Source organism: Pseudomonas sp. IT-P74 (assembly GCF_949768175.1).
In the GTDB taxonomy this organism is placed as follows: domain Bacteria; phylum Pseudomonadota; class Gammaproteobacteria; order Pseudomonadales; family Pseudomonadaceae; genus Aquipseudomonas.
The window spans coordinates 220,941-244,455 of sequence record NZ_CATKQD010000044.1 but is presented as its reverse complement, the minus strand read 5'-3'; the positions used below and the strand labels follow the sequence as shown (position 1 = coordinate 244,455).

Annotated in this window: 26 protein-coding genes; 6 read left to right on the top strand and 20 right to left on the bottom strand. The window is 58.7% G+C overall.

Annotated elements, in window-relative coordinates:
• Positions 1-137: 137 nt before the first annotated feature.
• Positions 138-1,064, top strand: a complete 927-nt coding sequence (locus ACM6J5_RS19540; protein WP_046041182.1) for a LysR family transcriptional regulator — start codon at positions 138-140, stop codon at positions 1,062-1,064.
• Here the strand turns inward: ACM6J5_RS19540 and ACM6J5_RS19535 are convergent.
• From ACM6J5_RS19535 to ACM6J5_RS19525, 3 genes are all read right to left on the bottom strand, one after another.
• Complete coding sequence (locus ACM6J5_RS19535; protein WP_007996906.1) at positions 1,061-1,423, bottom strand: diacylglycerol kinase; 363 nt, start codon at positions 1,421-1,423, stop codon at positions 1,061-1,063. The two genes, ACM6J5_RS19540 and ACM6J5_RS19535, sit on opposite strands and share 4 nt — an antisense overlap.
• 75 nt (positions 1,424-1,498) lie before the next feature.
• Complete coding sequence (gene erdR / locus ACM6J5_RS19530) at positions 1,499-2,149, bottom strand: response regulator transcription factor ErdR (RefSeq protein ID WP_095943901.1); 651 nt, start codon at positions 2,147-2,149, stop codon at positions 1,499-1,501.
• A 218-nt stretch (positions 2,150-2,367) separates the two neighbouring features.
• A complete protein-coding gene (locus ACM6J5_RS19525) occupies positions 2,368-3,126 on the bottom strand; it encodes a tRNA-uridine aminocarboxypropyltransferase (protein WP_414929179.1) in 759 nt (252 codons plus the stop codon).
• A 189-nt stretch (positions 3,127-3,315) separates the two neighbouring features.
• On the opposite strand from ACM6J5_RS19525, the gene ACM6J5_RS19520 reads away from it, so the two are divergent.
• Positions 3,316-3,738 (top strand): PA3611 family quorum-sensing-regulated virulence factor, encoded by a 423-nt coding sequence (locus ACM6J5_RS19520; RefSeq protein ID WP_414929178.1) that lies wholly within the window; start codon positions 3,316-3,318, stop codon positions 3,736-3,738.
• Here ACM6J5_RS19520 and ACM6J5_RS19515 read toward each other — a convergent pair whose 3' ends face one another.
• Entirely contained in the window at positions 3,739-3,933 is a 195-nt protein-coding gene (locus ACM6J5_RS19515) for a hypothetical protein (protein ID WP_057716151.1), read from the bottom strand. It lies immediately after the preceding gene.
• A 479-nt stretch (positions 3,934-4,412) separates the two neighbouring features.
• Here ACM6J5_RS19515 and ACM6J5_RS19510 point away from each other — a divergent pair, with 479 nt between their 5' ends.
• Positions 4,413-5,531, top strand: coding sequence for a TIGR00730 family Rossman fold protein (locus ACM6J5_RS19510; protein ID WP_414929177.1), 1,119 nt, complete (start codon positions 4,413-4,415; stop codon positions 5,529-5,531).
• 44 nt (positions 5,532-5,575) lie between these two features.
• On the opposite strand, the gene recX is transcribed toward ACM6J5_RS19510, so the two are convergent.
• The 5 genes from recX to ACM6J5_RS19485 all read right to left on the bottom strand — a co-directional run bounded on the left by recX (position 5,576) and on the right by ACM6J5_RS19485 (position 9,062).
• Positions 5,576-6,043, bottom strand: coding sequence for a recombination regulator RecX (gene recX, locus ACM6J5_RS19505; RefSeq protein ID WP_414929176.1), 468 nt, complete (start codon positions 6,041-6,043; stop codon positions 5,576-5,578).
• A gap of 8 nt (positions 6,044-6,051) precedes the next feature.
• Entirely contained in the window at positions 6,052-7,110 is a 1,059-nt protein-coding gene (gene recA / locus ACM6J5_RS19500) for a recombinase RecA (protein WP_046041172.1), read from the bottom strand.
• Positions 7,111-7,193: 83 nt separating this feature from the next.
• Positions 7,194-7,694, bottom strand: a complete 501-nt coding sequence (locus ACM6J5_RS19495; protein WP_095943939.1) for a CinA family protein — start codon at positions 7,692-7,694, stop codon at positions 7,194-7,196.
• A 118-nt stretch (positions 7,695-7,812) separates the two neighbouring features.
• Positions 7,813-8,154 (bottom strand): phage holin family protein, encoded by a 342-nt coding sequence (locus ACM6J5_RS19490; RefSeq protein WP_095943896.1) that lies wholly within the window; start codon positions 8,152-8,154, stop codon positions 7,813-7,815.
• A 173-nt stretch (positions 8,155-8,327) separates the two neighbouring features.
• The gene (locus tag ACM6J5_RS19485; protein ID WP_095943938.1) at positions 8,328-9,062 is read right to left on the bottom strand and encodes a helix-turn-helix transcriptional regulator; all 735 of its coding nucleotides are present in this window, start codon (positions 9,060-9,062) and stop codon (positions 8,328-8,330) included.
• 209 nt (positions 9,063-9,271) lie between these two features.
• On the opposite strand from ACM6J5_RS19485, the gene mutS reads away from it, so the two are divergent.
• Both mutS and fdxA read left to right on the top strand, forming a co-directional pair.
• On the top strand, positions 9,272-11,851 hold the full coding sequence (gene mutS / locus ACM6J5_RS19480) for a DNA mismatch repair protein MutS (RefSeq protein ID WP_414929175.1): 2,580 nt from the start codon (positions 9,272-9,274) through the stop codon (positions 11,849-11,851).
• Positions 11,852-11,993: 142 nt separating this feature from the next.
• Positions 11,994-12,317 carry a ferredoxin FdxA gene (fdxA, locus tag ACM6J5_RS19475; protein ID WP_095943894.1) on the top strand — a complete coding sequence of 108 codons (324 nt, stop codon included), beginning with the start codon at positions 11,994-11,996 and terminating at the stop codon, positions 12,315-12,317.
• A 472-nt stretch (positions 12,318-12,789) separates the two neighbouring features.
• Here fdxA and rpoS read toward each other — a convergent pair whose 3' ends face one another.
• The 8 genes from rpoS to ACM6J5_RS19435 form a co-directional block, all read right to left on the bottom strand.
• On the bottom strand, positions 12,790-13,797 hold the full coding sequence (gene rpoS / locus ACM6J5_RS19470; RefSeq protein WP_007990225.1) for an RNA polymerase sigma factor RpoS: 1,008 nt from the start codon (positions 13,795-13,797) through the stop codon (positions 12,790-12,792).
• Between the two features lie 105 nt (positions 13,798-13,902).
• On the bottom strand, positions 13,903-14,760 hold the full coding sequence (locus ACM6J5_RS19465) for a peptidoglycan DD-metalloendopeptidase family protein (RefSeq protein ID WP_095943893.1): 858 nt from the start codon (positions 14,758-14,760) through the stop codon (positions 13,903-13,905).
• Positions 14,761-14,972: 212 nt separating this feature from the next.
• Positions 14,973-15,608, bottom strand: coding sequence for a protein-L-isoaspartate(D-aspartate) O-methyltransferase (locus tag ACM6J5_RS19460; RefSeq protein WP_172435346.1), 636 nt, complete (start codon positions 15,606-15,608; stop codon positions 14,973-14,975).
• A gap of 41 nt (positions 15,609-15,649) precedes the next feature.
• Positions 15,650-16,399, bottom strand: coding sequence for a 5'/3'-nucleotidase SurE (surE, locus tag ACM6J5_RS19455; RefSeq protein ID WP_095943892.1), 750 nt, complete (start codon positions 16,397-16,399; stop codon positions 15,650-15,652).
• Positions 16,387-17,445: a tRNA pseudouridine(13) synthase TruD gene (gene truD, locus ACM6J5_RS19450; RefSeq protein WP_150673053.1), complete on the bottom strand. Its 1,059-nt coding sequence runs from the start codon at positions 17,443-17,445 to the stop codon at positions 16,387-16,389. Before truD ends, surE begins: the two co-directional genes overlap by 13 nt.
• Positions 17,442-17,915 carry a 2-C-methyl-D-erythritol 2,4-cyclodiphosphate synthase gene (gene ispF, locus ACM6J5_RS19445; RefSeq protein WP_056720941.1) on the bottom strand — a complete coding sequence of 158 codons (474 nt, stop codon included), beginning with the start codon at positions 17,913-17,915 and terminating at the stop codon, positions 17,442-17,444. The genes truD and ispF overlap by 4 nt, the downstream gene beginning before the upstream one ends.
• A 43-nt stretch (positions 17,916-17,958) precedes the next feature.
• Positions 17,959-18,804 carry an S-formylglutathione hydrolase gene (fghA, locus tag ACM6J5_RS19440; RefSeq protein WP_095943890.1) on the bottom strand — a complete coding sequence of 282 codons (846 nt, stop codon included), beginning with the start codon at positions 18,802-18,804 and terminating at the stop codon, positions 17,959-17,961.
• Between the two features lie 8 nt (positions 18,805-18,812).
• A complete protein-coding gene (locus ACM6J5_RS19435; protein ID WP_015093777.1) occupies positions 18,813-19,925 on the bottom strand; it encodes an S-(hydroxymethyl)glutathione dehydrogenase/class III alcohol dehydrogenase in 1,113 nt (370 codons plus the stop codon).
• Positions 19,926-20,032: 107 nt separating this feature from the next.
• Here ACM6J5_RS19435 and ACM6J5_RS19430 point away from each other — a divergent pair, with 107 nt between their 5' ends.
• Positions 20,033-20,929, top strand: coding sequence for a LysR substrate-binding domain-containing protein (locus ACM6J5_RS19430; RefSeq protein WP_095943888.1), 897 nt, complete (start codon positions 20,033-20,035; stop codon positions 20,927-20,929).
• Between the two features lie 6 nt (positions 20,930-20,935).
• Here the strand turns inward: ACM6J5_RS19430 and ispD are convergent, their stop codons facing one another.
• From ispD to eno, 3 genes are all read right to left on the bottom strand, one after another.
• Complete coding sequence (gene ispD, locus ACM6J5_RS19425) at positions 20,936-21,643, bottom strand: 2-C-methyl-D-erythritol 4-phosphate cytidylyltransferase (protein ID WP_095943887.1); 708 nt, start codon at positions 21,641-21,643, stop codon at positions 20,936-20,938.
• Entirely contained in the window at positions 21,640-21,918 is a 279-nt protein-coding gene (gene ftsB / locus ACM6J5_RS19420; RefSeq protein WP_007970710.1) for a cell division protein FtsB, read from the bottom strand. The genes ispD and ftsB overlap by 4 nt, the downstream gene beginning before the upstream one ends.
• A gap of 170 nt (positions 21,919-22,088) precedes the next feature.
• Entirely contained in the window at positions 22,089-23,378 is a 1,290-nt protein-coding gene (gene eno / locus ACM6J5_RS19415; protein ID WP_056720952.1) for a phosphopyruvate hydratase, read from the bottom strand.
• Between the last annotated feature and the right edge of the window lie 137 nt (positions 23,379-23,515).

Here is a 23,515-nt window from a genome sequence, read left to right as displayed (position 1 = left end):
TCCTGGAGATTGGTCTGCGCGTGTTCGGCGCCTGCTCTGCAAAAAAAGCCAGCTCTGCGCAATTGCATCGCATTCTAAAGGCAGAGACAATATCTGTTAAATGGATTATTAAGATAAGGGTTATCGGTTATATCGATATGCGATTTACTCTCCGTCAACTTCAAGTATTCGTCGCCGTCGCCCAGCAGGAAAGTGTGTCCCGTGCCGCGGGCCTGCTCAACCTCTCGCAATCGGCGGCGAGCACCTCGATCACCGAACTGGAGCGCCAGTGCAGCTGCCAGTTGTTCGACCGTGCCGGCAAACGCCTGAGCCTCAACGCCCTCGGTAAACAGCTGTTACCGCAAGCGGTGGCGCTGCTGGACCAGGCCAAGGAAATCGAAGACCTGCTCAATGGCAAGTCCGGGTTCGGCTCGCTGGCCGTGGGCGCCACCCTGACCATCGGCAATTACCTGGCCACATTGTTGATCGGCAGTTTCATGCAGCGCCACCCGGAAAGCCAGGTGAAGCTGCATGTGCAGAACACTGCCAATATCGTGCAGCAAGTGGCCCACTATGAAATTGATCTGGGTCTAATCGAAGGCGACTGCAGCCACCCGGACATCGAAGTGCAAAGCTGGGTCGAGGACGAACTGGTGGTGTTTTGCGCGCCCCAGCATCCGTTGGCCAAGCGCGGCACGGCCACCATGGACGAGTTGAGCCACGAAGCCTGGATCTTGCGCGAACAGGGCTCGGGCACGCGGTTGACCTTCGACCAAGCCATGCGCCATCACCGCACTTCGTTAAACATCCGCCTCGAGCTTGAGCACACCGAAGCGATCAAACGCGCGGTGGAATCAGGCTTGGGGATTGGCTGCATTTCCAGGCTGGCTTTGCGCGACGCATTCCGCCGCGGCAGCCTGGTGCCTGTCGAGACGCCGGATCTGGATCTGGCGCGACAGTTTTATTTCATCTGGCATAAACAGAAATATCAGACCTCGGCGATGCGCGAGTTCCTCGATCTGTGCCGCGCTTTCACCGCCGGGGTTCAGCGCAGCGACGAGATCGTGCTGCCGACGATCGCTTAAAGCAGGATCACCGCCCACACCAGGGCAATCATGCTCAATGCCACGAACTGGGCGGCACTGCCCATGTCCTTGGCATTCTTGGACAGCGGGTGCCGCTCGAGGGAAATGCGGTCGATGGCCGCTTCCACGGCCGAGTTGAGCAACTCGACGATCAACGCCAGCAGGCAGACCGCGATCAACAACGCCCGTTCGACCCGGCTGACATTCAGGAAGAATGACAAAGGAATCAGGATGACATTGAGCAATACCAATTGCCGAAAGGCGGCTTCACCGGTGAAGGCTGCGCGCAGGCCGTCCAGCGAATAACCGGAAGCATTGAGAATACGTTTCAGGCCGGTCTGGCCTTTGAAAGGTGACATAGAGTGGGCAACTGGCAAAAAAGAAGTGGGAAAGCTAGTTCAACCAAAGTCAAAAAAGCGTGAATTTGCCAGCCTTTAATGGCTGGAAATTGACTCAAGTTGTTGCAGGAGCAGCGCAGCCTGGGTTCGGGTCCGCACATTCAGTTTACGGAAAATCGCGGTCACGTGCGCCTTGATAGTAGCCTCGGAAACGCTCAGTTCGTAGGCGATCTGCTTGTTCAGCAAGCCTTCACAGACCATGGTCAGCACCCGGAATTGTTGCGGAGTCAGGCTGGCAAGCCCTTCACTGGCCGCCTTGGCCTCATCCGAGACGCTGACCGCTTCGAACGCCTGCGGCGGCCAGAACACGTCGCCATCGAGGACTGCACGCACGGCCTTCTGGATCACACTCAAGTCGCTGGATTTGGGAATGAAGCCACTGGCGCCGAACTCACGAGACTTGACCATGATGGTCGCCTCTTCCTGGGCCGAGACCATGACCACCGGAATCTGCGGGTACTGGCCGCGCAGCAGAACCAGCCCGGAAAAACCGTAGGCCCCTGGCATGTTCAGGTCCAGCAACACCAGATCCCAATCGGACTTTTCGGTCAGGCGGACTTCCAGTTCGGCGATGCTCGCCACTTCCACCAGACGGACGCCCGGGCCAAGGCCCAGGGTCAGCGCTTGATGCAAGGCACTACGGAAAAGTGGGTGGTCATCGGCAATCAGGATTTCGTATGTGGCCATTTTTCAAATGATCCTGTTTTTCATGGGACGCCCGATGCATTCGGACCTCGCCAAAGCAAGTCAAGACACAGCCACGGAGCTGTACTGACAAGGCGCGCTCAACGCAAAAAACGGCGTCGAAAATTCCGGCCGCACCCTAATCGGCGCCAAGCATGCCCAGCGAAGCCGGGGTGGTCAAGCAGCATGGCCGGTACACTTTATTGCAGTATGCGCGACAATCAGTCCATCAATGGGGTGGCCGGCTGAACATAGGGCATCAACTCGGCGTGCGCCGGGGTCGAAACGTTCATCTCCAACTGGTGTTTGGCGTCGAGGTAATGCTGGCTGAACACATCGAAGTAGGCATCCAGCGCCGACGCCGCGGCGACATCGCCTGCAAGGTCGAGGCACAGCGCCGCCACTTCCGCCGTGCACAAATGCTCACTGCGGGTGGAGCGGCGCAACCTGTAGCGGGAGAGTTTCTCCGGAAGCAGGCTGAGGATCGGCAGTCGGTCGAAATAGGGGCTCTTGCGAAAGATCTTCCGTGCTTCGGTCCAGGTGGCATCCAACAGAATGAACAATGGACGCTTCGTGCCATCGACATCCACGCTGTTTGTCACACGCTCGGGCTCGACGTACTCACCCGGAAACACCAGGTAAGGCTGCCATTGCGGGTCGGACAACAGCGCCAGCAACTTCGGATCGACCTCGGTACGGGACCAGATAAAGGCATGGTTGTCAGGTACCACGTCGGCGATCAGCCAACCGGTGTTGCTCGGTTTGAACACTTCCTTGTTGGTCATGATCAGACACACGCCGGAGCGGGTAGCGACCTGCGGTCGCCATGCACACAGGCAGTGGCTCTCGATCACCCGACAGTCACGGCAACGCGGCGCGCGCCAGCCGCGGGCCTGGATCGGCTTGATGCCCTCCTCCTCACGCTGATCGCGCAAGCGGGCTACGGCATTCAAGGCAAATCGCGCGGGGGTATGGCTCATAGCGGGCAACGCCCACAGAGAAGGGAAATCGACACGAAAAACACTCGACAGGGTAAAAAGTGCCAGCAGTTTACCAGAGCGCCCGGCGCAAGCCTGTACCGTCCAGCCCGGCTCCCCTATAATTCGCCGCCACTGAACGCACAGCCACGTGACGGGTCCAACCCCGCATCACTGAACCAGGAGAGTTTCATGCTGCGCCTTATCGTTCCTACCGCGGCCATTTTGCTGGCGTCGTCCTTCAGCGCCCAGGCTGCGTCCTTGAAAGACACGGAACTGAACAAAATGCTGCAAAACGTCGCCACCCAGAGCAGCGTCGGCACTCCTCGAGCGATCAACGAAGACATTCTCGATCAAGGCTACACCGTTGACGGCAAACAGCTGATCAACCACCTGAGCGTGCAGAGCAGCCATGCAGACAAAATGCGTGCAGACCCGAAAGCCGTGTACTTCCAGTTGGGGGCTTCTGTCTGCCGAAACGAAGGGTTTCGCAAGCTGATGGCCAAGGGCGCAATCATGCGTTACGACTTCACCGAGGTGAAGACCAACCGCCCGGTCGGCTCCGCAAGCTTCCAGGAATCGGATTGCCTGCAACCGGCCAAGAAGAAAAAGTAATCACCTGGAATTGGCGCGCCGCTGTTCATCTTCGGCGCGCAGTTCCGCCAGCAGCGCCTGCAAGTAATGTGAACGACGCTCGCCACCGCGCAAACGTCGGCAGCACTCCTCTTCGAGACTCAAATGATGGGTCTCGGCTGATGACTTCAGCAATCGATACAGTTGCGTATCGATCTCCAGAACGACTCTGGCCATGGTTTCCCGCCTCCCTGCACTTCACTCATGTTTGAGTGATAAATCCTTGAATCGCTTGTACCGTGCGCCTTGCCGTTGACGCAAAGTTGTCGTGTTGCACCTGTAACTTAGTAAATCAGAGTGCAGCACATACGACGTACGTTCAGACGAGCGGTGAAAGCACCTTGCAAATCGTCAATAAGCGGTTGCCAGGAATGACTTTGTGGCGCAATGATCAAGACAGCGCAAATCACTGTAAGAGTCTGGATTTCAGGGTATCCATGTTCACTTTTTCAGGGCTGGAAAGGGGCTGGCCGTCGCTTGTCATGCAGTGCGAACTTTTTTCATCCAAGGGAAAACAGAGCCTGTTTGGATGATCCGATGCCTTTCGGGTCAAGTAGATCGCCCTGGCATGGGCCTGGGCAGACGGCGACACATGAAGTGTCGTGGCACCGGCTTACGTTGTCGGGCCGAGGGTTCTGTGCAGAAGGAGAAGCTGAATGCCTTACCAACCGAATGACCTCCTGAGCCGTCATTTCGAAGAAAGCGGCCACGACCTCATCAGCAGGGTTGAAGAACAACTCAAGCTGATTTCACCCAACAGCCCGAACACCCCGATCTACCGCGACATGATCCTGACCGTGCTGCGCATGGCCCAGGAAGACCACAACCGCTGGAATGCCAAAATCACCCTTCAAGCCCTGCGCGAACTGGAACAGGCTTTCCGCATGCTCGAACAATTCAAGGGGCGGCGCAAGGTCACTGTTTTCGGCTCGGCCCGTACCCCCGTGGAACATCCGCTCTACAGCATGGCCCGGGAACTCGGCGCTGCGCTGGTGCGCTCGGACATGATGGTCATTACCGGTGCCGGTGGCGGCATCATGGCCGCCGCCCACGAGGGTGCCGGCCTGACACATAGCCTGGGCTTCAACATCACCCTGCCCTTCGAGCAGCATGCCAATCCCACTGTCGACGGCACGACCAACCTGCTGCCCTTCCACTTCTTCTTCACCCGCAAGTTGTTCTTCGTCAAGGAAGCCGATGCCCTGGTGCTGTGCCCGGGTGGTTTCGGTACGCTGGATGAAGCGCTGGAAGTGCTGACGTTGATCCAGACCGGCAAGAGTCCATTGGTGCCCGTGGTGCTGCTCGACGCGCCGGGCGGCAAATTCTGGAAAGGCGCACTGGACTTCATTCACCAGCAACTGGAGGAAAACCACTACATCCTGCCCACTGACATGAAGTTGGTGAAACTGGTCTACAACGTCGAAGAAGCGGTAGAGCACATCAACCAGTTCTACAGCAACTTCCACTCCAGTCGCTGGCTCAAGCATCAGTTCCTGATTCGCATGAATCACACACTCAGCGACCACGCACTCGAACACATGCAGGAGGCTTTCGCCGACCTGTGCCTGAGTGATCATTTCCATCAGTGCACTTACAGCGGCGAGGAACACGACGAAGCCGAATTCAGCCATCTGGCGCGGCTGGTCTTCAACTTCAACGCCCGCAATCATGGCCGTCTGCGCGAGCTTGTGGACTACATCAACCTGCCGGAAAACTGGGCACATTCAACCCCCCAAGTGCAGCAACGCACGCGGGAGCCGTCAAAGGTTACGTGAGGCATAAAAAACGGCCCGTTATCGAAATAGCAGGCCGTTTCAGTTCAATCGTCCATCCCTCGACCGCTGAACAGGCGGTTGATCATTTCCATGGAGTATCCCCGATACACCAGGAACCGGCCTTGTTTGGCTCGCTCCCGGGCGTCTGCCGGCAATTGCCCAGAGAACTTGCGCCGCCAGGTATCGATCAATTGCTCCTGCCAGTCGATGCCACTCTCACGAAGGGCGAGTTCAATATCGGCACGCTGCAGACCACGCTGGCCCAACTCTTCACGAATGCGTAAAGGGCCATAACCGGAACGGGCGCGGTAGGAAACGAAACTTTCGAGATAACGGGTTTCGGACAACAACCCCTCTTCCGTCAATCGGTCGAGGGCTGTTTCGATCATGTCAGGGAGGGCGCCGCGCTGACGCAGTTTACGCGTCAGCTCGACACGACCGTGCTCGCGTCGTGCGAGCAGGTCCATTGCGGTTCGCCGCACCGCGACGAGTGTATCTAGTACGGCGGTCATTGCTTCGATCAGATATCAGCGTCAGCCAGGTCGTCTTCGGTCTCTTTGACCGCAGAAGCTTTGGCGTCGGCTACCGACGAAGGGGACAGCAGCTTGTCACGCAGTTGCTTCTCCAGCTTTGCCGCGACTTCCGGGTTGTCTGCCAGGAACTTGGCCGAGTTGGCCTTGCCCTGACCGATCTTGGTGCCTTCATAGGCATACCAGGCACCGGACTTCTCGACGAAACCGTGCAGAACACCCAGGTCGATCATCTCACCGTTGAGGTAGATGCCCTTGCCGTAAAGAATCTGGAACTCGGCCTGACGGAACGGCGAAGCCACCTTGTTCTTCACAACCTTGACGCGGGTTTCGCTACCGACGACCTCATCACCTTCTTTCACCGCGCCGGTACGACGGATGTCCAGACGAACCGATGCGTAGAACTTCAGTGCGTTACCACCGGTGGTGGTTTCCGGGCTACCGAACATCACACCGATTTTCATACGGATCTGGTTGATGAAGATCACCAGGCAGTTGGCGTTCTTGATGTTACCGGTGATTTTACGCAGCGCCTGGGACATCAGACGGGCTTGCAGGCCCACGTGCATATCACCCATTTCACCTTCGATTTCAGCCTTTGGTACCAGGGCGGCCACGGAGTCGACAATGATCACGTCAACCGCGTTGGAACGCACCAGCATGTCGGTGATTTCCAGAGCCTGTTCACCGGTGTCCGGCTGGGAAACCAGCAGGTCGTCGACGTTGACGCCCAGCTTGCCGGCGTATTCTGGGTCGAGGGCGTGCTCGGCGTCGACGAATGCGCAGGTCGCACCGGCTTTTTGAGCCTGGGCGATCACGGACAAGGTCAGCGTGGTTTTACCGGAAGATTCAGGACCGTAGATTTCAACAATACGGCCTTTTGGCAGGCCGCCGATGCCAAGAGCGATGTCCAGACCCAGAGAGCCAGTGGAGATGGCCGGGATCGCCTGACGATCCTGATCGCCCATACGCATTACGGCACCCTTGCCGAATTGACGTTCGATCTGACCCAGGGCCGCAGCCAAGGCTTTCTTCTTGTTGTCGTCCATTAAAGTCCTCACGTAATCAATAAGGCCTGACGGCCAACACCTGTATAAGTAGCCAGTATTATTCCACAGCGATTCCGGATCGCCTACCCCTGATTTGAGATTTCTGCCGCGGCATACCGCAGCAGCCCCTCTAGCGCGGCCTTCACCGTTTGTCGGCGGACGTCGTCGCGATTACCCGGGAAGTGCTGCTGCTCACAGAACACTTGGTCTCCAACGCCCCAGGCCAGCCAGACCGTGCCAACCGGCTTGTTCGCCGTTCCACCATCCGGCCCGGCGATACCACTGACCGCCACGGAGAAATACGCGCTGTTTTTCTTCTGTGCCCCCCGGACCATGGCCTCGACCACCTCGCGGCTGACCGCGCCCACGGTGGTGAACAACTCCACCGGGACATCCAGTTGCAGGGTTTTCTGCCGGTTGGAGTAGGTGACATAACCGGCCTCGAACCAGGCCGAACTCCCCGGGATACGGGTGATTGCCTCGGCGATGCCACCGCCGGTGCAGGACTCCGCCGTGGTGACATGGGCATTGAGAACCTGCAGGCGTCTGCCAAGTTCGGCGGCGAGCTGGGTGATTTCGTTCACGGTCATCTCCTGATCGGGCGGGATGAGGTTAAACGTACACGAGCAGACCGCACTTGCAAGCGACAGGAGCGATCAAAATGTAAGGAATCGAAGGCTCTGGAAAGGGACTGTCGGAGAATCAATCGTCCACGTCACCAGACGGAACATGACCGATCCCCATACGCTTGGCCACCCAACGCTCATACAACCCTAAAACGACGTCTGTCCCGGCCATCGCCGCCAAGCAACCACCCGCACAGGCAGCCCAGATGGAAACATTGGCGGCGTGCAGCAGCATGATGACCGAAGCGCCACAGATCATGCTGGAGCCAGACCGCAGGCCCAGGCGCCGGACAAGGGGCCAGCCGCGAACGCCCTCTTTATCGGCACGCCACATTTCACCGGTAACGCCACCGAGTATCGGCAAGCTGATGACCAGCCACAGAGGCATGTCCAGCAACGCATATTGCTCAGCGGTCATTTCATGCCTCCTTGAGTGAACGATCACACCGCGTTCTTGAATGGACAGGCAATCAGATTATGCATTAATGCATATACAGTCAATGCATTAACGCATTGAAGAGGTGATCCAATGTTTTCAGCACGCGAAAAAAACCCGCTCCGGAAAGCGGGTTTTATCTGAGCGCAGGGGTGTTAACGGGCGTACATGCCCCACCAAAAGACATGCCCGAGGATAACGATCGGCTCCTCCTGGACTTCCTGAAAGGTGTAATCCTCGTCTGGATGCTCGTCTCGATTGAAGCTACGCAAACGAATCCCGGACGGCAGCCGATACAACTGCTTCACCCGCAACTGGCCGTTGTGATTGATTGCATAAAGGTCGCCGTCAACGATATCGCCAATACCGCATTTGCCGGCATTGACCCCGACCGTGGCGCCGTCGCGCAGCACCGGCAACATGCTGTTGCCCCGTACTGTCACGCATTTGGCCTGGTCGAACTGCACACCGTTATGGCGCAGGCTTCGCTTGCCGAAACGCAGGCTAGAGCGCTCGCTTTCTTCGATGACGAATCTTCCTGATCCAGCAGCCAATTCAACCTCGCGAAGAAAGGGGACCGACACCTCGTCGTCATCGACAGGGGTATCGTCATCCCACAGACTTATATCCTTGAGTTCCGAATGCACGGGAGCCCGCCCGGCATTAGCGGCAGACGAGACGTCCGTGCGGCCACGCAACTGGTCGGTGCTCAAGGAAAAATACTCGGCGATCTTCGAAATATGTTTATCCGAAGGATCGACGATCTTCCCGCTGAGAATGCGCGAGAGCGTGGATTGAGGCACGCCGGTTCGACGGTGAAGCTCCGTGGGGGAGATCCCGTGCTGATCGAGCAATGCCCTTAATACGGTAGATACGTTGCGTTTATGCATAACCCACATACTGCTTGCTCTTCTCGAAGAAGACAATGCCGATTTGCATAATCGATGCATAACACGATTTTTGCATCGTAAAAGATGTCACCCGGCCGTGGTGCCTGCGTCGGGCAGACCGCCCATGGTAACCTTGCGCCCATCGCGGAAAAGCCCGGCCATTGCCTCGCTTTTGCCCCACCTCTTTCAATGAGCTTCCTGACAATCCGATGAATAAAGCCGTCTCCGACCTGTCCTCCCACACCCCGATGATGCAGCAGTACTGGCGCCTGAAAAACCAGCACCCGGACCAGCTGATGTTCTACCGCATGGGCGACTTCTACGAAATCTTCTATGAAGACGCGAAGAAGGCCGCCAAGTTGCTGGACATCACCCTGACGGCCCGAGGGCAGTCGGCTGGCCAGGCGATTCCGATGTGCGGGATTCCTTACCACGCCGCCGAGGGTTACCTGGCAAAGCTGGTGAAGCTTGGCGAATCGGTGGTGATCTGCGAGCAGGTCGGCGACCCGGCCACCAGCAAAGGGCCGGTGGAGCGGCAGGTTGTGCGCATCATCACGCCGGGGACGGTGAGTGACGAGGCGCTGCTGGATGAGCGCCGGGACAATCTGATCGCTGCCGTTCTGGGTGATGAACGCCTGTTCGGCCTGGCAGTGCTGGACATCACCAGTGGCAACTTCAGTGTGCTGGAGATCAAGGGTTGGGAAAACCTGCTCGCGGAACTGGAGCGGGTCAACCCGGTGGAACTGCTGATTCCGGATGACTGGCCCAAGGACTTGCCGGCGGAAAAACGCCGTGGCGTGCGTCGTCGTGCGCCGTGGGATTTCGAGCGCGATTCGGCGCTCAAAAGCCTGTGCCAGCAATTCTCGACCCAGGATCTGAAGGGCTTTGGTTGCGAAAACCTGACCCTGGCGATTGGCGCCGCCGGTTGCCTGCTGGCCTACGCCAAGGAAACCCAGCGCACCGCCCTACCCCATTTGCGCAGCCTGCGTCATGAACGCCTGGACGACACCGTGGTGCTCGATGGCGCCAGCCGTCGCAACCTGGAGCTCGACACCAACCTGGCCGGGGGCCGCGACAACACCCTGCAATCGGTGGTGGACCGCTGCCAGACCGCCATGGGCAGCCGCTTGCTGACCCGCTGGCTGAATCGCCCGTTGCGCGATCTGACGGTGCTGTTGGCGCGTCAGACTTCGATCACTTGCCTGCTCGACGGCTACCGATTCGAAAGACTGCAACCGCAGCTCAAGGAAATTGGCGACATCGAGCGGATTCTTGCGCGGATCGGCCTGCGCAATGCCCGCCCCCGCGACCTCGCCCGCCTGCGTGACGCCCTCGGCGCCCTGCCGGAACTGCAAGTGGCAATGACGGAGCTCGAAGCCCCGCACCTCCAGCAACTCGCCACCATCACCAGCACCTACCCGGAACTGGCGGCACTCCTGGAAAAAGCCATCATCGACAACCCGCCCGCCGTCATTCGTGATGGCGGCGTGCTGAAAACCGGCTACGACAGCGAACTGGACGAACTGCAGTCGCTGAGCGAAAACGCCGGGCAATTCCTGATCGACCTCGAAGCCCGGGAAAAGGCCCGCACCGGCCTGTCGCACCTGAAGGTCGGTTACAACCGCATTCACGGTTACTTCATCGAGCTGCCAAGCAAGCAGGCGGAATCGGCACCGGCCGACTATATCCGCCGCCAGACCCTCAAAGGCGCCGAGCGTTTCATTACGCCGGAACTCAAGGCATTCGAAGACAAGGCATTGTCAGCCAAGAGCCGCGCCCTGGCCCGCGAGAAGATGCTGTACGAAGCGCTGCTCGAAGACCTGATCAGCCAGCTGCCACCGCTGCAGGACACCGCCGGCGCCCTGGCCGAGCTGGACGTCTTGAGCAACCTGGCCGAACGCGCGCTGAACCTCGACCTGAACTGCCCGCGCTTCGTCAGCGAGCCGTGCATGCGCATCACCCAGGGTCGTCACCCGGTGGTCGAACAAGTGCTGACCACGCCATTCGTGGCCAACGACCTGAGCCTGGACGACAACACCCGCATGCTGGTGATCACCGGTCCGAACATGGGCGGTAAATCCACCTACATGCGTCAGACCGCCTTGATCGTCCTCCTGGCGCACATCGGCAGCTTCGTGCCGGCAGCCAGTTGCGAACTGTCGCTGGTCGACCGCATCTTCACCCGGATCGGCTCCAGCGATGACCTGGCCGGCGGGCGCTCGACCTTCATGGTGGAAATGAGCGAAACCGCGAACATCCTGCACAACGCCACCGAGCGCAGCCTGGTACTGATGGACGAAGTCGGGCGCGGTACCAGCACCTTCGACGGCCTGTCCCTGGCATGGGCGGCGGCAGAACGCCTGGCGCATTTGCGTGCCTACACGCTGTTCGCCACCCACTACTTTGAACTGACCGTCCTGCCGGAAGCCCAGCCGCTGGTGGCCAACGTGCACCTCAATGCTACCGAGCACAACGAGCGCATCGTGTTCCTGCACCATGTGCTGCCCGGGCCGGCCAGCCAGAGTTATGGCCTGGCCGTTGCGCAGCTGGCAGGCGTTCCGAGCGAAGTCATCACCCGTGCTCGCGAGCACTTGAGCCGTCTGGAAGACACCGCCCTGCCCCATGAAACACCGGCACCGGCCAAAGGCAAACCGGCCGCACCACAGCAAAGCGACCTGTTCGCCAGCCTGCCGCATCCGGTGCTGGATGACCTGGCCAAGCTCGACCTGGACAACATGACACCACGTCGTGCGCTCGAAATGCTCTATACACTAAAGACACGGATCTAACGCAGCGGCTTGCAAGCTGTTAGAATCTCGCGCGGTTTGGGATGCTGCTGGCTAATAGCCTGGCCAGCAGACTATCGCTCCCAAACCTGGCGACCCCTACGAGAAGGGGCGCAGCAAGCCGCGCCTGAGGAGAAAATTAGAAATGACCTTCGTCGTCACCGACAACTGCATCAAGTGCAAGTACACCGACTGCGTAGAAGTCTGTCCGGTGGACTGCTTTTACGAAGGCCCGAATTTCCTGGTGATTCACCCGGATGAGTGCATCGATTGCGCGCTGTGCGAACCTGAATGCCCTGCCGTGGCTATCTTCTCCGAAGATGAAGTTCCGGCCGGCATGGAAAACTTCATCGCGCTGAACGCTGAGCTGGCCGATATCTGGCCGAACATCACCGAGAAGAAAGATTCGATGCCCGACGCTGAAGAGTGGGACGGCAAGCCAGGCAAGATCGCAGAACTCGAACGCTGATTACCCCCGCGTTCGCGAAAAAGGCCCCACAAGGGCCTTTTTGCTTTTCTGCAGGCGAAAAAAGGGGCGGTTTGACCCGCCCACATTTTTTCCCTATTCCCTGTGTTCCTTTTCATCGTCCTGATGAATCGCGTCCTGCGATATCCCTATCCCCTCATCCTTGAAGGACGTGTCTGTCCGTCGACACAACCTCAATACTAGAGTGTTCCCCTGCGGGATCAATCGCCCCTTGGCGCTAAACCCAGCTGTCACACGTCATTAATAATAAAAAATAGTTATATAAATCAAAACGATAGAGGCAAGAAGCGTTCAGCATGGACAATTGCCAGGGTGTAAAAATAACGAACACTTACGCAAGTGTAAGCCTGGACTTACAGCACGAAACCAAAATTCCGAGGGGATTCGGTCTGCTGGCCAGGCAATAAAAAACCCCGAGCCAGTCGGGGTTTTTCATGCCATCGCAGTGAGTGCTTTATTGGAACAGCGACTCGCTCGACAGACCATTTTTTTCCAGGATCTCGCGCAGCCGCTTCAAGCCTTCCACCTGAATCTGTCTGACCCGTTCCCGGGTCAGGCCGATTTCCAGGCCTACGTCTTCAAGGGTGCTGCTTTCATGGCCGCGCAGGCCGAAGCGGCGTACAACCACTTCGCGTTGCTTGTCGGTCAGTTCCGAGAGCCATTGATCGATGCTTTGGGACAGGTCATCGTCCTGCAACAGTTCGCATGGATCGGTTGGACGGTCGTCAGTCAGAGTATCGAGCAGGGTTTTATCCGAATCCGGACCCAGCGAGACGTCGACCGACGAAACCCGTTCGTTAAGGCCGAGCATGCGCTTGACCTCTCCCACCGGTTTTTCCAGCAGGTTGGCGATTTCTTCGGGTGAGGGTTCATGGTCGAGTTTTTGCGTCAGCTCCCGCGCGGCCCGCAGGTACACATTCAGCTCCTTGACCACATGGATCGGCAGCCGGATGGTCCGGGTCTGATTCATGATTGCGCGTTCGATGGTCTGGCGAATCCACCAGGTCGCGTAGGTCGAGAAGCGGAAACCGCGCTCCGGATCGAACTTCTCCACCGCCCGGATCAAGCCGAGGTTACCCTCTTCGATCAGGTCCAGCAGCGACAGCCCACGATTGACGTAACGCCGGGCGATTTTCACCACCAGCCGCAGGTTACTTTCAATCATGCGTTTGCGCCCGGCCGGATCGCCACTTTGCGACAGGCGCGCAAAATGAACTTCTTCTTCGGGTGAAAGCAGGGGAGAGAAACCAATTTCATTGAGATACAGCTGCGTGGCATCGAGTGCCCGCGTGTAGTCAATGTACTTGTGCTGTTTCAAGGATGCTGAGTGTTTGGATTTGGCACGAACGGAAGGTGGAGCCGCCCCTTCATCATTCGACATCGAATCCGTATCGATGCTGCTCTCCATCAGGAGAACCTCATCGTCGATGTCAAACTCCGGCACTTCTTTACTGAGAGCCATTGTTATAGTCCTTTGGTGAGTTCGACCTCAAGCTCAAGCGGCGCCTTTATCCCTGGCAACGCTGGAGCCTGTCCCCTCTACGCGACGGAACAGGCTGGTTAGCGATCAACGACGCGGCAGGAATTGCAGCGGATCTACAGGTTTACCCTGGCGGCGAATCTCAAAATGCAGTTTCACCCGGTCTGTACCCGTTGACCCCATTTCGGCAATTGTCTGTCCGACCTTGACCTGCTGCCCCTCCCGAACCAACAGCCTGCGGTTGTGTCCGTAGGCGCTTACGTAGGTTTCACTGTGTTTGATGATTACTAATTCGCCGTAGCCCCTTAAGCCACTCCCGGCGTATACCACCGTCCCATCAGACGCAGCTAAAACAGGCTGTCCCAAATCTCCGGCGATATCAATTCCTTTATTCAAACTACCGTTTGAAGAGAATTTCCCAATCAGAATGCCATTAGATGGCCATCCCCAGCCGGTCGGGGCTGGCCCGGGAGGGGGCAATGGAGCGGGTGCAGACTTGCTCGCGACGGACGGTACAACTGTCGTTGTGCTGGTGGTCGTACCGTTTGCCGAACGACGAATGACCGTGGTTTTACTCGACGACGAAGGCGTTGAACTGGACGAACTGACCACCGCCGTCGACGTTGAATCGGTACGACCATCAAAGCGAATCGTCTGACCCGGACGAATGGTGTAAGGCGCAGGAATGTTGTTGCGTGCCGCCAGGGCCTTGTAGTCCCAGCCGTAACGGAAGGCGATGGAGAACAGGGTGTCCTTGGGTCGAACGACGTATTGCCCGGTGGTCACGGCTGGACGCTGAGCCGCGGCATTGTTGCGGTCCACGACGCGAACATCGCTGGACTTGTTGCTGGAACAACCGACCAGCAAGGTGCTCAAGACAAGGCCAGTCACCAGGCGCTGAAAGCTCGTTTTACTCATACGCTGCGCAATGACTGTGAGACTCACCCGCCGCTCCCTCTGTGGTGGCTGAAAATGTGAAATACCGGAGTCCGGCAATGAACTGTCGCAAGTATAACGGGGTGTGCACGCTTTACCTTTAATGTGGCGAATCGGTGTCGCGCACACGTTTGCTGCCTGACGATGAATCCCGTTCAACCAAACGATGCCGCTGTAAGACAAAGGCAATCGAAGAGAATTCAGCGTCCCGAAACAAATGCTCAGGCCAGTGGCCCATTGAGCAACGGTACGAAACGCACAGCCCCAAGGACATGCCTGGAAAAACCTTGCTCCTCGCGGATGATCAGCATCAATTGCTGGACTTCGCCGGCCCCGACCGGAATCACCATTCGGCCTCCCGGTGCCAACTGGTCAAGCAGTGCCTGGGGTACGTCGGTCGCCACTGCGGTGACGATAATCCCGTTATACGGCGCCAGTGCCGGCCAGCCTTCCCAGCCATCGCCCCAGCGGAACACCACGTTGCGCAGGTTCAGTTCGACCAGACGCTCCTTTGCCCGATCCTGCAGAACCTTGATGCGTTCGACCGAGAACACACGCTCGACCAGTTGCGACAGCACCGCCGTCTGATAACCCGACCCGGTGCCGATCTCCAGCACCTTGTCGAGGGGACCGGCCTCCAGCAGCAGCTCGCTCATGCGCGCCACCATATAAGGCTGGGAGATGGTCTGGTTGTTACCTATCGGCAGCGCGGTGTCTTCATAGGCACGGTGTGCCAGCGCTTCGTCGACGAACAGGTGGCGCGGGGTCCGGCGAATGACCTCCAGCACCCTGGCGTTGGAGATACCTTCTTCGTACAGGCGCTGGATCAGCCGCTCCCGGGTTCGCTGGGAGGTCATGCCAATGCCGCGGCGCAGCATATCGTCTTGTTCGCGACCCATCAGCGCAGCCCCTCCAGCCAGCCGTCCAGACTTCTGAAGGCATCATTGAAGGTGCGATCCAGTTGCAGCGGCGTGATCGAAACATAACCCTGCATCACTGCATGGAAATCGGTACCCGGACCACCGTCTTCGGCATCCCCGGCCGCCGCGATCCAGTAACCGGACTTGCCCCGCGGATCCACCACTTTCATCGGTGCCGCGGCCCGGGCGCGATGGCCCAGGCGGGTCAACTGAATACCGCGGATACGATCCAGCGGCAAATTGGGAATGTTCACGTTCAGTACCGTACGCGGTGGCAGATCCAGGTCAGCATGGGCTTCAACCAGTTTGCGCGCGAAATGGGCAGCTGTGGGAAGGTTATCTATCTGGCGTGAGACCAGCGAAAAGGCAAACGAAGGGTGTTTCAGGAAACGCCCCTCGAGGGCCGCCGCCACCGTACCGGAATACAGGACATCGTCCCCCAGGTTCGCCCCCAGGTTGATCCCGGAAACAACCATGTCCGCTTCGCGCTCCAGCAGGCCATTGAGGCCCAGGTGCACACAATCGGTTGGCGTGCCATTGAGGCTGATAAAGCCGTTGGCCAGGGTTTGCGGGTGCAGCGGACGGTCGAGCGTCAGCGAACTGCTGGCGCCGCTCTTGTCCTGGTCCGGGGCGATAACCACGCACTCGGTGTAATCCGCCAGCGCAGCATAAAGCGCGGCGAGACCGGGTGCTGTTACCCCATCGTCGTTAGAAATCAGAATACGCATGGGCTGTCCGTCTGTCCCACCGGCACCAGATCAACAAGCTCGCGCACCAATACGGTGGCGAAGCATCCGGCCGGCAGGACGAATTCCAGTTGCAGAATGTCCAGCGAGGGATAATGCCACGTCAACCCGGCAATGGGCAGCCGCAGGATGCGACGTTCGTGGCTCATTCCGGCGTTGATCAACCAATCGCGAAGGTCTGCTTCGCGCGCGGCAATCGCCTGCTCCAGTTCATGGACAGCGCCCGTGGCCGGCGAGTCACCTTCGCCCCACTGCGGACCGGTCGGGTGCAGATCGAGAATCGCCAGGCGCGGGTCGCTGCACTCGGCTTCGCCTGCCGGGAAAAAGCTGCGGCTGTCGGTGAACGCCAGCAGATCGCCCACCTGGGCACGCTGCCAGGTGCCATCGGCGACACGTGCGGCCAATACCTGATTGAACAGAAAACTTCGCGCCGTAGAGAGCAAACGCGAGCGCACGTTTCGCTGCTCCGGCAGCGCCTTGCGCGCGGCCCAGGCACGAGCATCAACGACGTTGCCGCCGTCATGACCGAAACGCTGGGCACCGAAATAATTGGGGACGCCTTGTTTGGCGATCAGTTGCAGACGCTCTTCAAGCGCAGCCTTGTCGCCGGCGAATTGCGTCAGGCGCAACGTAAAACCGTTGGCCGAGTGGGCACCGCGTTGCAATTTGCGCTTGTGGCGGGCGGTCTTGAGGATCTTCAGCGTATCGTTTTGCGCAGCCGACAGATCAGGGTCTGCCTTGCCCGGCAATTGCACGCTGAACCATTGGCGAGTCAACGCCTGACGGTCCTTGAGCCCGGCATAACTGACGGTGCGCAATGGCACGCCGGCAGCCTTGGCAATCCGTCGCGCCGCTTCTTCAGTATTCAGGCCGCGCTTTTCCACCCAGATCCACAGGTGCTCGCCTTCGCCGCTGAGGGGAATGTCGAGGACTTCGTCGACCTGGAAATCTTCCGCGATCGCTTTCAGGATCGCCGTGCCGAGGGCATCACCGTAAGCCCGCGGGCCGAGCAATTGCGCCTCGTTCATGCGCGCAGCAACAAGGCAACGGAGTGCACGGCAATGCCTTCTTCGCGACCGACAAAGCCGAGCTTTTCGGTGGTGGTAGCTTTCACGTTCACTTGATCCAACTCTACTTGAAGATCCGCGGCAATCAGCGCGCGCATCGATTCGATATGCGGGGCCATTTTCGGCGCCTGGGCGACGATGGTGTTATCGACGTTGCCGACTTTCCAGCCTTTGGCATGGACCAGTGCGACGACGTGACGCAACAGCGCACGGCTGTCGGCGCCCTTGAATTTCGGGTCGGTGTCCGGGAAATGCTTGCCGATGTCTCCCAGCGCCGCGGCGCCGAGCAAGGCATCGCTCAAGGCGTGCAGGAGGACGTCACCGTCAGAGTGAGCGAGCAACCCGAAGCTGTGCGCAATGCGCACGCCGCCCAGAGTGATGAAATCGCCTTCAGCGAAACGGTGCACATCATAGCCGTGGCCAATACGCATAAAAAAACGCCCCGATTTTTGTCAGGGCGTGATTCTACCTGCATTAGCCAACCAGAGCATGCGCGTGATGCCGCAAGTGCTCATCGATGAAACTGGCTATGAAGAAATAGCTGTGGTCGTAGCCCGGTTGCAGGCGCAACGTCAGCGGATGACCGGCCAGTTTGGCCGCCTGCTGCAAGGCTTCGGGCTTGAGCTGGTTGGCGAGGAAATCGTCGCGATCACCCTGATCGACCAGCAGCGGCAGCTTTTCATCGGCCTCGGCAATCAACGCGCAGGCATCCCATTCGCGCCATTTCGAACGGTCCTCTCCCAGATAGCGGGAGAAGGCTTTCTGCCCCCACGGGCAATCCATCGGATTGTTGATCGGCGAGAACGCCGACACCGACAGATAACACCCCGGATTGCGCAAGGCGCAGACCAGCGCACCGTGGCCACCCATGGAATGGCCACTGATGCCGCGCTTGTCCGACGCAGGGAAATGGGCTTCGACCAACGCCGGTAATTCCTGCACGACATAGTCATGCATCCGATAGTGCCGCGACCAAGGCTCCTGGGTGGCATTCAGGTAAAACCCGGCACCGAGGCCGAAGTCCCAGGCGCCATCTGGATCGCCCGGCACTTCAGGGCCGCGAGGGCTGGTGTCCGGGGCGACGATGATCAGCCCCAGTTCGGCGGCCATGCGCATGGCGCCGGCCTTTTGCATGAAATTCTCATCGGTGCAGGTCAGGCCGGACAACCAGTACAACACCGGCAGCTTGCCGCCCTGCTCCGCCTGCGGCGGCAGGTACACGGCGAACACCATGTCGCAGCCAAGCACTTCCGAGCGATGGCGATAGCGTTTGTGCCAGCCGCCGAAGCTTTTCTGGCAGGAGATGTTTTCCAGGCTCATGGCGGACCTCAGAAATGGATGACGGAACGGATGCTTTTTCCTTCATGCATCAGGTCAAACGCCTTGTTGATATCTTCCAGGCCCATTGTGTGGGTGATGAAGGTATCCAGCGGAATCTCACCGGTCTCGGCCATTTCCACATAGCTTGGCAACTCGGTACGGCCGCGCACGCCGCCGAACGCCGAACCCCGCCAGACGCGGCCGGTGACCAACTGGAACGGACGGGTCGAGATTTCCTGGCCGGCACCGGCAACGCCGATGATGACCGACTCGCCCCAGCCCTTGTGGCAGCACTCCAGCGCCGCGCGCATCAGTTGCACATTGCCGATGCACTCGAAGGAAAAATCCACGCCGCCATCGGTCATGTCGACGATGACCTCCTGGATCGGGCGATCGAAGTCTTTCGGGTTCACGCAGTCGGTTGCACCCAACTGTTTGGCGATTTCAAATTTCGCCGGGTTGATGTCGATGGCAATGATGCGGGCAGCCTTGGCTTTGACAGCCCCGATGACAGCCGACAGACCGATGCCGCCGAGGCCGAAAATGGCCACGGTGTCACCCGGCTTCACCTTGGCGGTGTTGAGTACCGCGCCGATGCCGGTGGTGACACCGCAGCCCAGCAGGCAGACCTTTTCCAGTGGCGCTTCCTTGGCGATCTTCGCCACGGAAATCTCCGGAAGCACGGTGTACTCGGAGAAGGTGGAAGTACCCATGTAGTGGAAAATCGTTTCGCCCTTGTAGGAAAAACGCGAAGTACCGTCGGGCATCAAGCCTTTGCCCTGGGTCGCGCGAATCGCCTGGCAGAGGTTGGTTTTACCCGACAGGCAGAATTTGCACTGACGGCATTCCGGGGTGTACAGCGGGATCACATGATCGCCGACTGCAACGGAGGTCACGCCCTCGCCAATCGCTTCCACGATCGCACCGCCTTCGTGGCCGAGGATCGACGGGAAGATGCCTTCCGGATCTGCGCCGGACAGTGTGTAGGCATCGGTATGACAAACACCGGAGGCCACCACGCGCAGCAAGACTTCGCCGGCCTTGGGCATGGCGACATCGACTTCAACGATTTCGAGGGGCTTCTTGGCCTCGAAGGCAACGGCGGCGCGCGACTTGATCATGGTGACTCTCCGGTGAATTTAAACGAGACAGGGAGTGTAATACATGGCTCAACGATGAATAATCGATACAAATGCAAAATATTATTGCCGCACAGGGATAATCATCGATGTCCGAAAATCGCTGGGAAGGAATCGACGAGTTTGTCGCCGTCGCCGAATGCAGCCAATTCACCGCTGCTGCGGAGCGCCTGGGGGTTTCTTCCTCCCACATCAGTCGACAAATCGTACGCCTCGAAGAACGCCTGCAAACCCGCCTGCTCTACCGCAGTACTCGCCGGGTCGCGCTGACCGAAGCCGGGCAAACCTTCCTGCAACATTGTCAGCGTTTGCAGGATGGTCGCGAAGAAGCGTTGCGCGCAGTCGGTGACTTGACCAGCGAACCCAAGGGCATGCTGCGCATGACCTGTGCCGTGGCTTACGGTGAGCGCTTCATCGTGCCGCTGGTGACCCGCTTCATGGGGCTGTATCCGCAACTGCGTATCGACATCGAACTTAGCAATCGCCAGCTTGACCTCGTGCACGAAGGCCTGGATCTGGCGATTCGCCTCGGGCGCTTGCAGGACTCACGGCTGGTCGCCACCCGCCTCGCGCCGCGACGCATGTTTCTCTGTGCATCGCCCTCCTACCTTGAACGCTACGGTCGCCCGCACAGCCTGTCGGAGCTGAACCGCCACAACTGCCTCATCGGCAGTTCGGACCTCTGGCAACTGGAACAGAACGGACGGGAATTTTCGCAAAGGGTTCAGGGAAACTGGCGCTGCAACAGTGGGCAAGCGGTATTGGACGCTGCACTGCAAGGCGTCGGGCTGTGTCAGTTGCCGGACTATTACGTGCTGGAACACTTGAAAAGCGGTGCGTTGATTTCGTTGCTGGAGGCGCATCAACCGCCGAACACAGCGGTTTGGGCGCTGTATCCGCAACAGCGGCATTTGTCGCCGAAGGTGCGCAAGTTGGTGGATTTTTTAAAGGAGGGGTTGGCTCAAAGGCCGGAGTACAGGATTTAAGATCTTTTAGCGACGATTGGCCCAACGCTGCCTCAACCATTCAAGGTCTTCAGGACGCGTAACCTTGAGGTTGTCGGACCGCCCTTCGATCAGCCGTGGTGACGAACCGGCCCACTCCATGGCCGAAGCTTCGTCGGTAATAACGGCATCGGCCACCAGGCTGTCAGCCAGTGCCCGATGCAACGCCCCAAGGCGAAACATCTGCGGCGTGTAGGCCTGCCAGATCACACTGCGATCCACGGTTTCGACCACACGACCGTGCTTGTCGACCCGCTTGAGCGTATCCCGCGCCGGAACCGCCAACAGCCCGCCAACAGGATCGTCAGCCAGTTCAGCCAGCAGCTTGTCCAGATCGTCACGACTGAGGTTCGGCCGTGCGGCATCGTGAACCAGTACCCAATCCTCATCGTCGGCACCCTGCGCATGCAAGTGCAGCAAGGCATTGAGCACCGACCCGGAACGTTCGGCACCGCCCTCGACCCGCGCAATACGCGGATCACTGGCACACGCCAGGTTCGGCCAATAAGGATCGTCAACAGCAACGCTGACCACCAGGCCTTTGAGGCATGGATGATCAAGGAAACAGCCAAGGCTGTGTTCGAGAATAGTGCGCCCGCCCAATTGCAAGTATTGCTTGGGACGGTCCGCGGCCATACGGGCACCGACGCCCGCGGCAGGAATCACGGCCCAGAAGGCCGGTAACGAATTAATCATTGGGCCAACTGGTAAAGGGTTTCACCGTCCTTGACCATGCCCAACTCATGACGAGCCCGCTCTTCAACGGTCTCCATGCCTTTTTTCAACTCACTGACTTCGGCGTCCATCACCCGGTTGCGTTCCAGCAATGCCTGGTTCTCAGCCTGCTGATCGGCAATCTGCTGAGTCAACTCGGCCACTTGCGCCAGACTGCCGTTTCCCACCCACAGGCGGTACTGCAAGCCAGCCAGCAGCAAAAGCAGGATGAGGAACAACCAATTGGGACTGCGCATCGAATATCAGGTATCCAGTGAAAAAAGACAGCCATGCCAAAACGTGAAGCTTCTGATAGCACGAAGCCTGGAAGAACCAGGCTTGTGCATATAAGGCATCAGATTAGTGGCAAAAACGTCGCTGTAGCGATTTTTTCGACACAATCCGGTGTCTTTTTATCGATTTCCGCTTAACCGCGGAACTCGCTACGACCGTTGTACTTGGCTTTGCCGTTCAACTGCTCTTCGATACGCAGCAGTTGGTTGTACTTGGAAACGCGGTCGGAACGGCACAGGGAGCCGGTCTTGATCTGGCCAGCCGAGGTGCCCACGGCCAGGTCGGCAATGGTCGAATCTTCGGTTTCGCCGGAGCGGTGCGAGATCACGGCAGTGTAACCGGCAGCCTTGGCCATCTGGATGGCTTCCAGGGTTTCGGTCAGGGTGCCGATCTGGTTGAACTTGATCAGGATCGAGTTGGCGATCTTCTTGTCGATGCCTTCTTTCAGGATCTTGGTGTTGGTCACGAACAGGTCGTCGCCCACCAGCTGGGTCTTCTCGCCGATCTTGTCGGTGAGGATCTTCCAGCCAGCCCAGTCGGACTCGTCCAGGCCATCTTCGATGGAGATGATCGGGTAACGCTCGGTCAGACCTTTCAGGTAATCAGCGAAACCTTCAGCGGTGAACACCTGGCCTTCGCCGGACAGGTTGTACTTGCCGTCTTCGTAGAATTCACTGGCCGCGCAGTCCAGGGCCAGGGTCACGTCGGTGCCCAGCTTGTAACCGGCGTTGGCCACGGCTTCGGAGATCACTTTCAAAGCGTCTTCGTTGGAAGCCAGGTTCGGCGCGAAACCACCTTCGTCACCGACGGCAGTGCTCAGGCCACGGGCCTTCAGCACAGCTTTGAGGTGGTGGAAAATCTCGGTGCCCATGCGCAGGCCTTCCGAGAAAGACTTGGCGCCAACCGGCTGAACCATGAATTCCTGGATGTCGACGTTGTTGTCGGCGTGTTCGCCACCGTTGATGATGTTCATCATCGGAACCGGCATCGAGTAGACACCCGGAGTGCCGTTCAGGTTGGCGATGTGAGCGTACAGCGGCAGGTCCTGGTCCTGTGCTGCTGCCTTGGCCGCGGCCAGGGAAACGGCGAGGATCGCGTTGGCGCCCAGGGAACCTTTGTTTTCAGTACCGTCGAGCTTGATCATTGCCAGATCAAGCGCTTTCTGGTCGCTTGGGTCCATGCCTTTCAACAGGTCGCGGATTGGACCGTTGATGTTGGCTACGGCCTTCAGAACGCCCTTGCCCAGGTAACGGCTCTTGTCGCCATCACGCAGCTCGAGCGCTTCACGCGAGCCAGTGGAAGCACCGGACGGCGCGCAGGCACTGCCGATGATGCCGTTGTCGAGAAGCACGTCCGCTTCCACGGTGGGATTGCCACGGGAGTCGAGAACTTCACGACCTTTGATGTCGACGATTTTAGCCATTGTTGTAAACACTCCAAAGTTGACGAAAACGACGCAGCTGTAGGAAATCTATGATCGTCGGCAAGTGAGGTGCAGCGGGCAGTCTTGCAGACGACAAGGCTCAGGCCCGAGGGCCTGAGCGTTAAATCGTGCGGTAC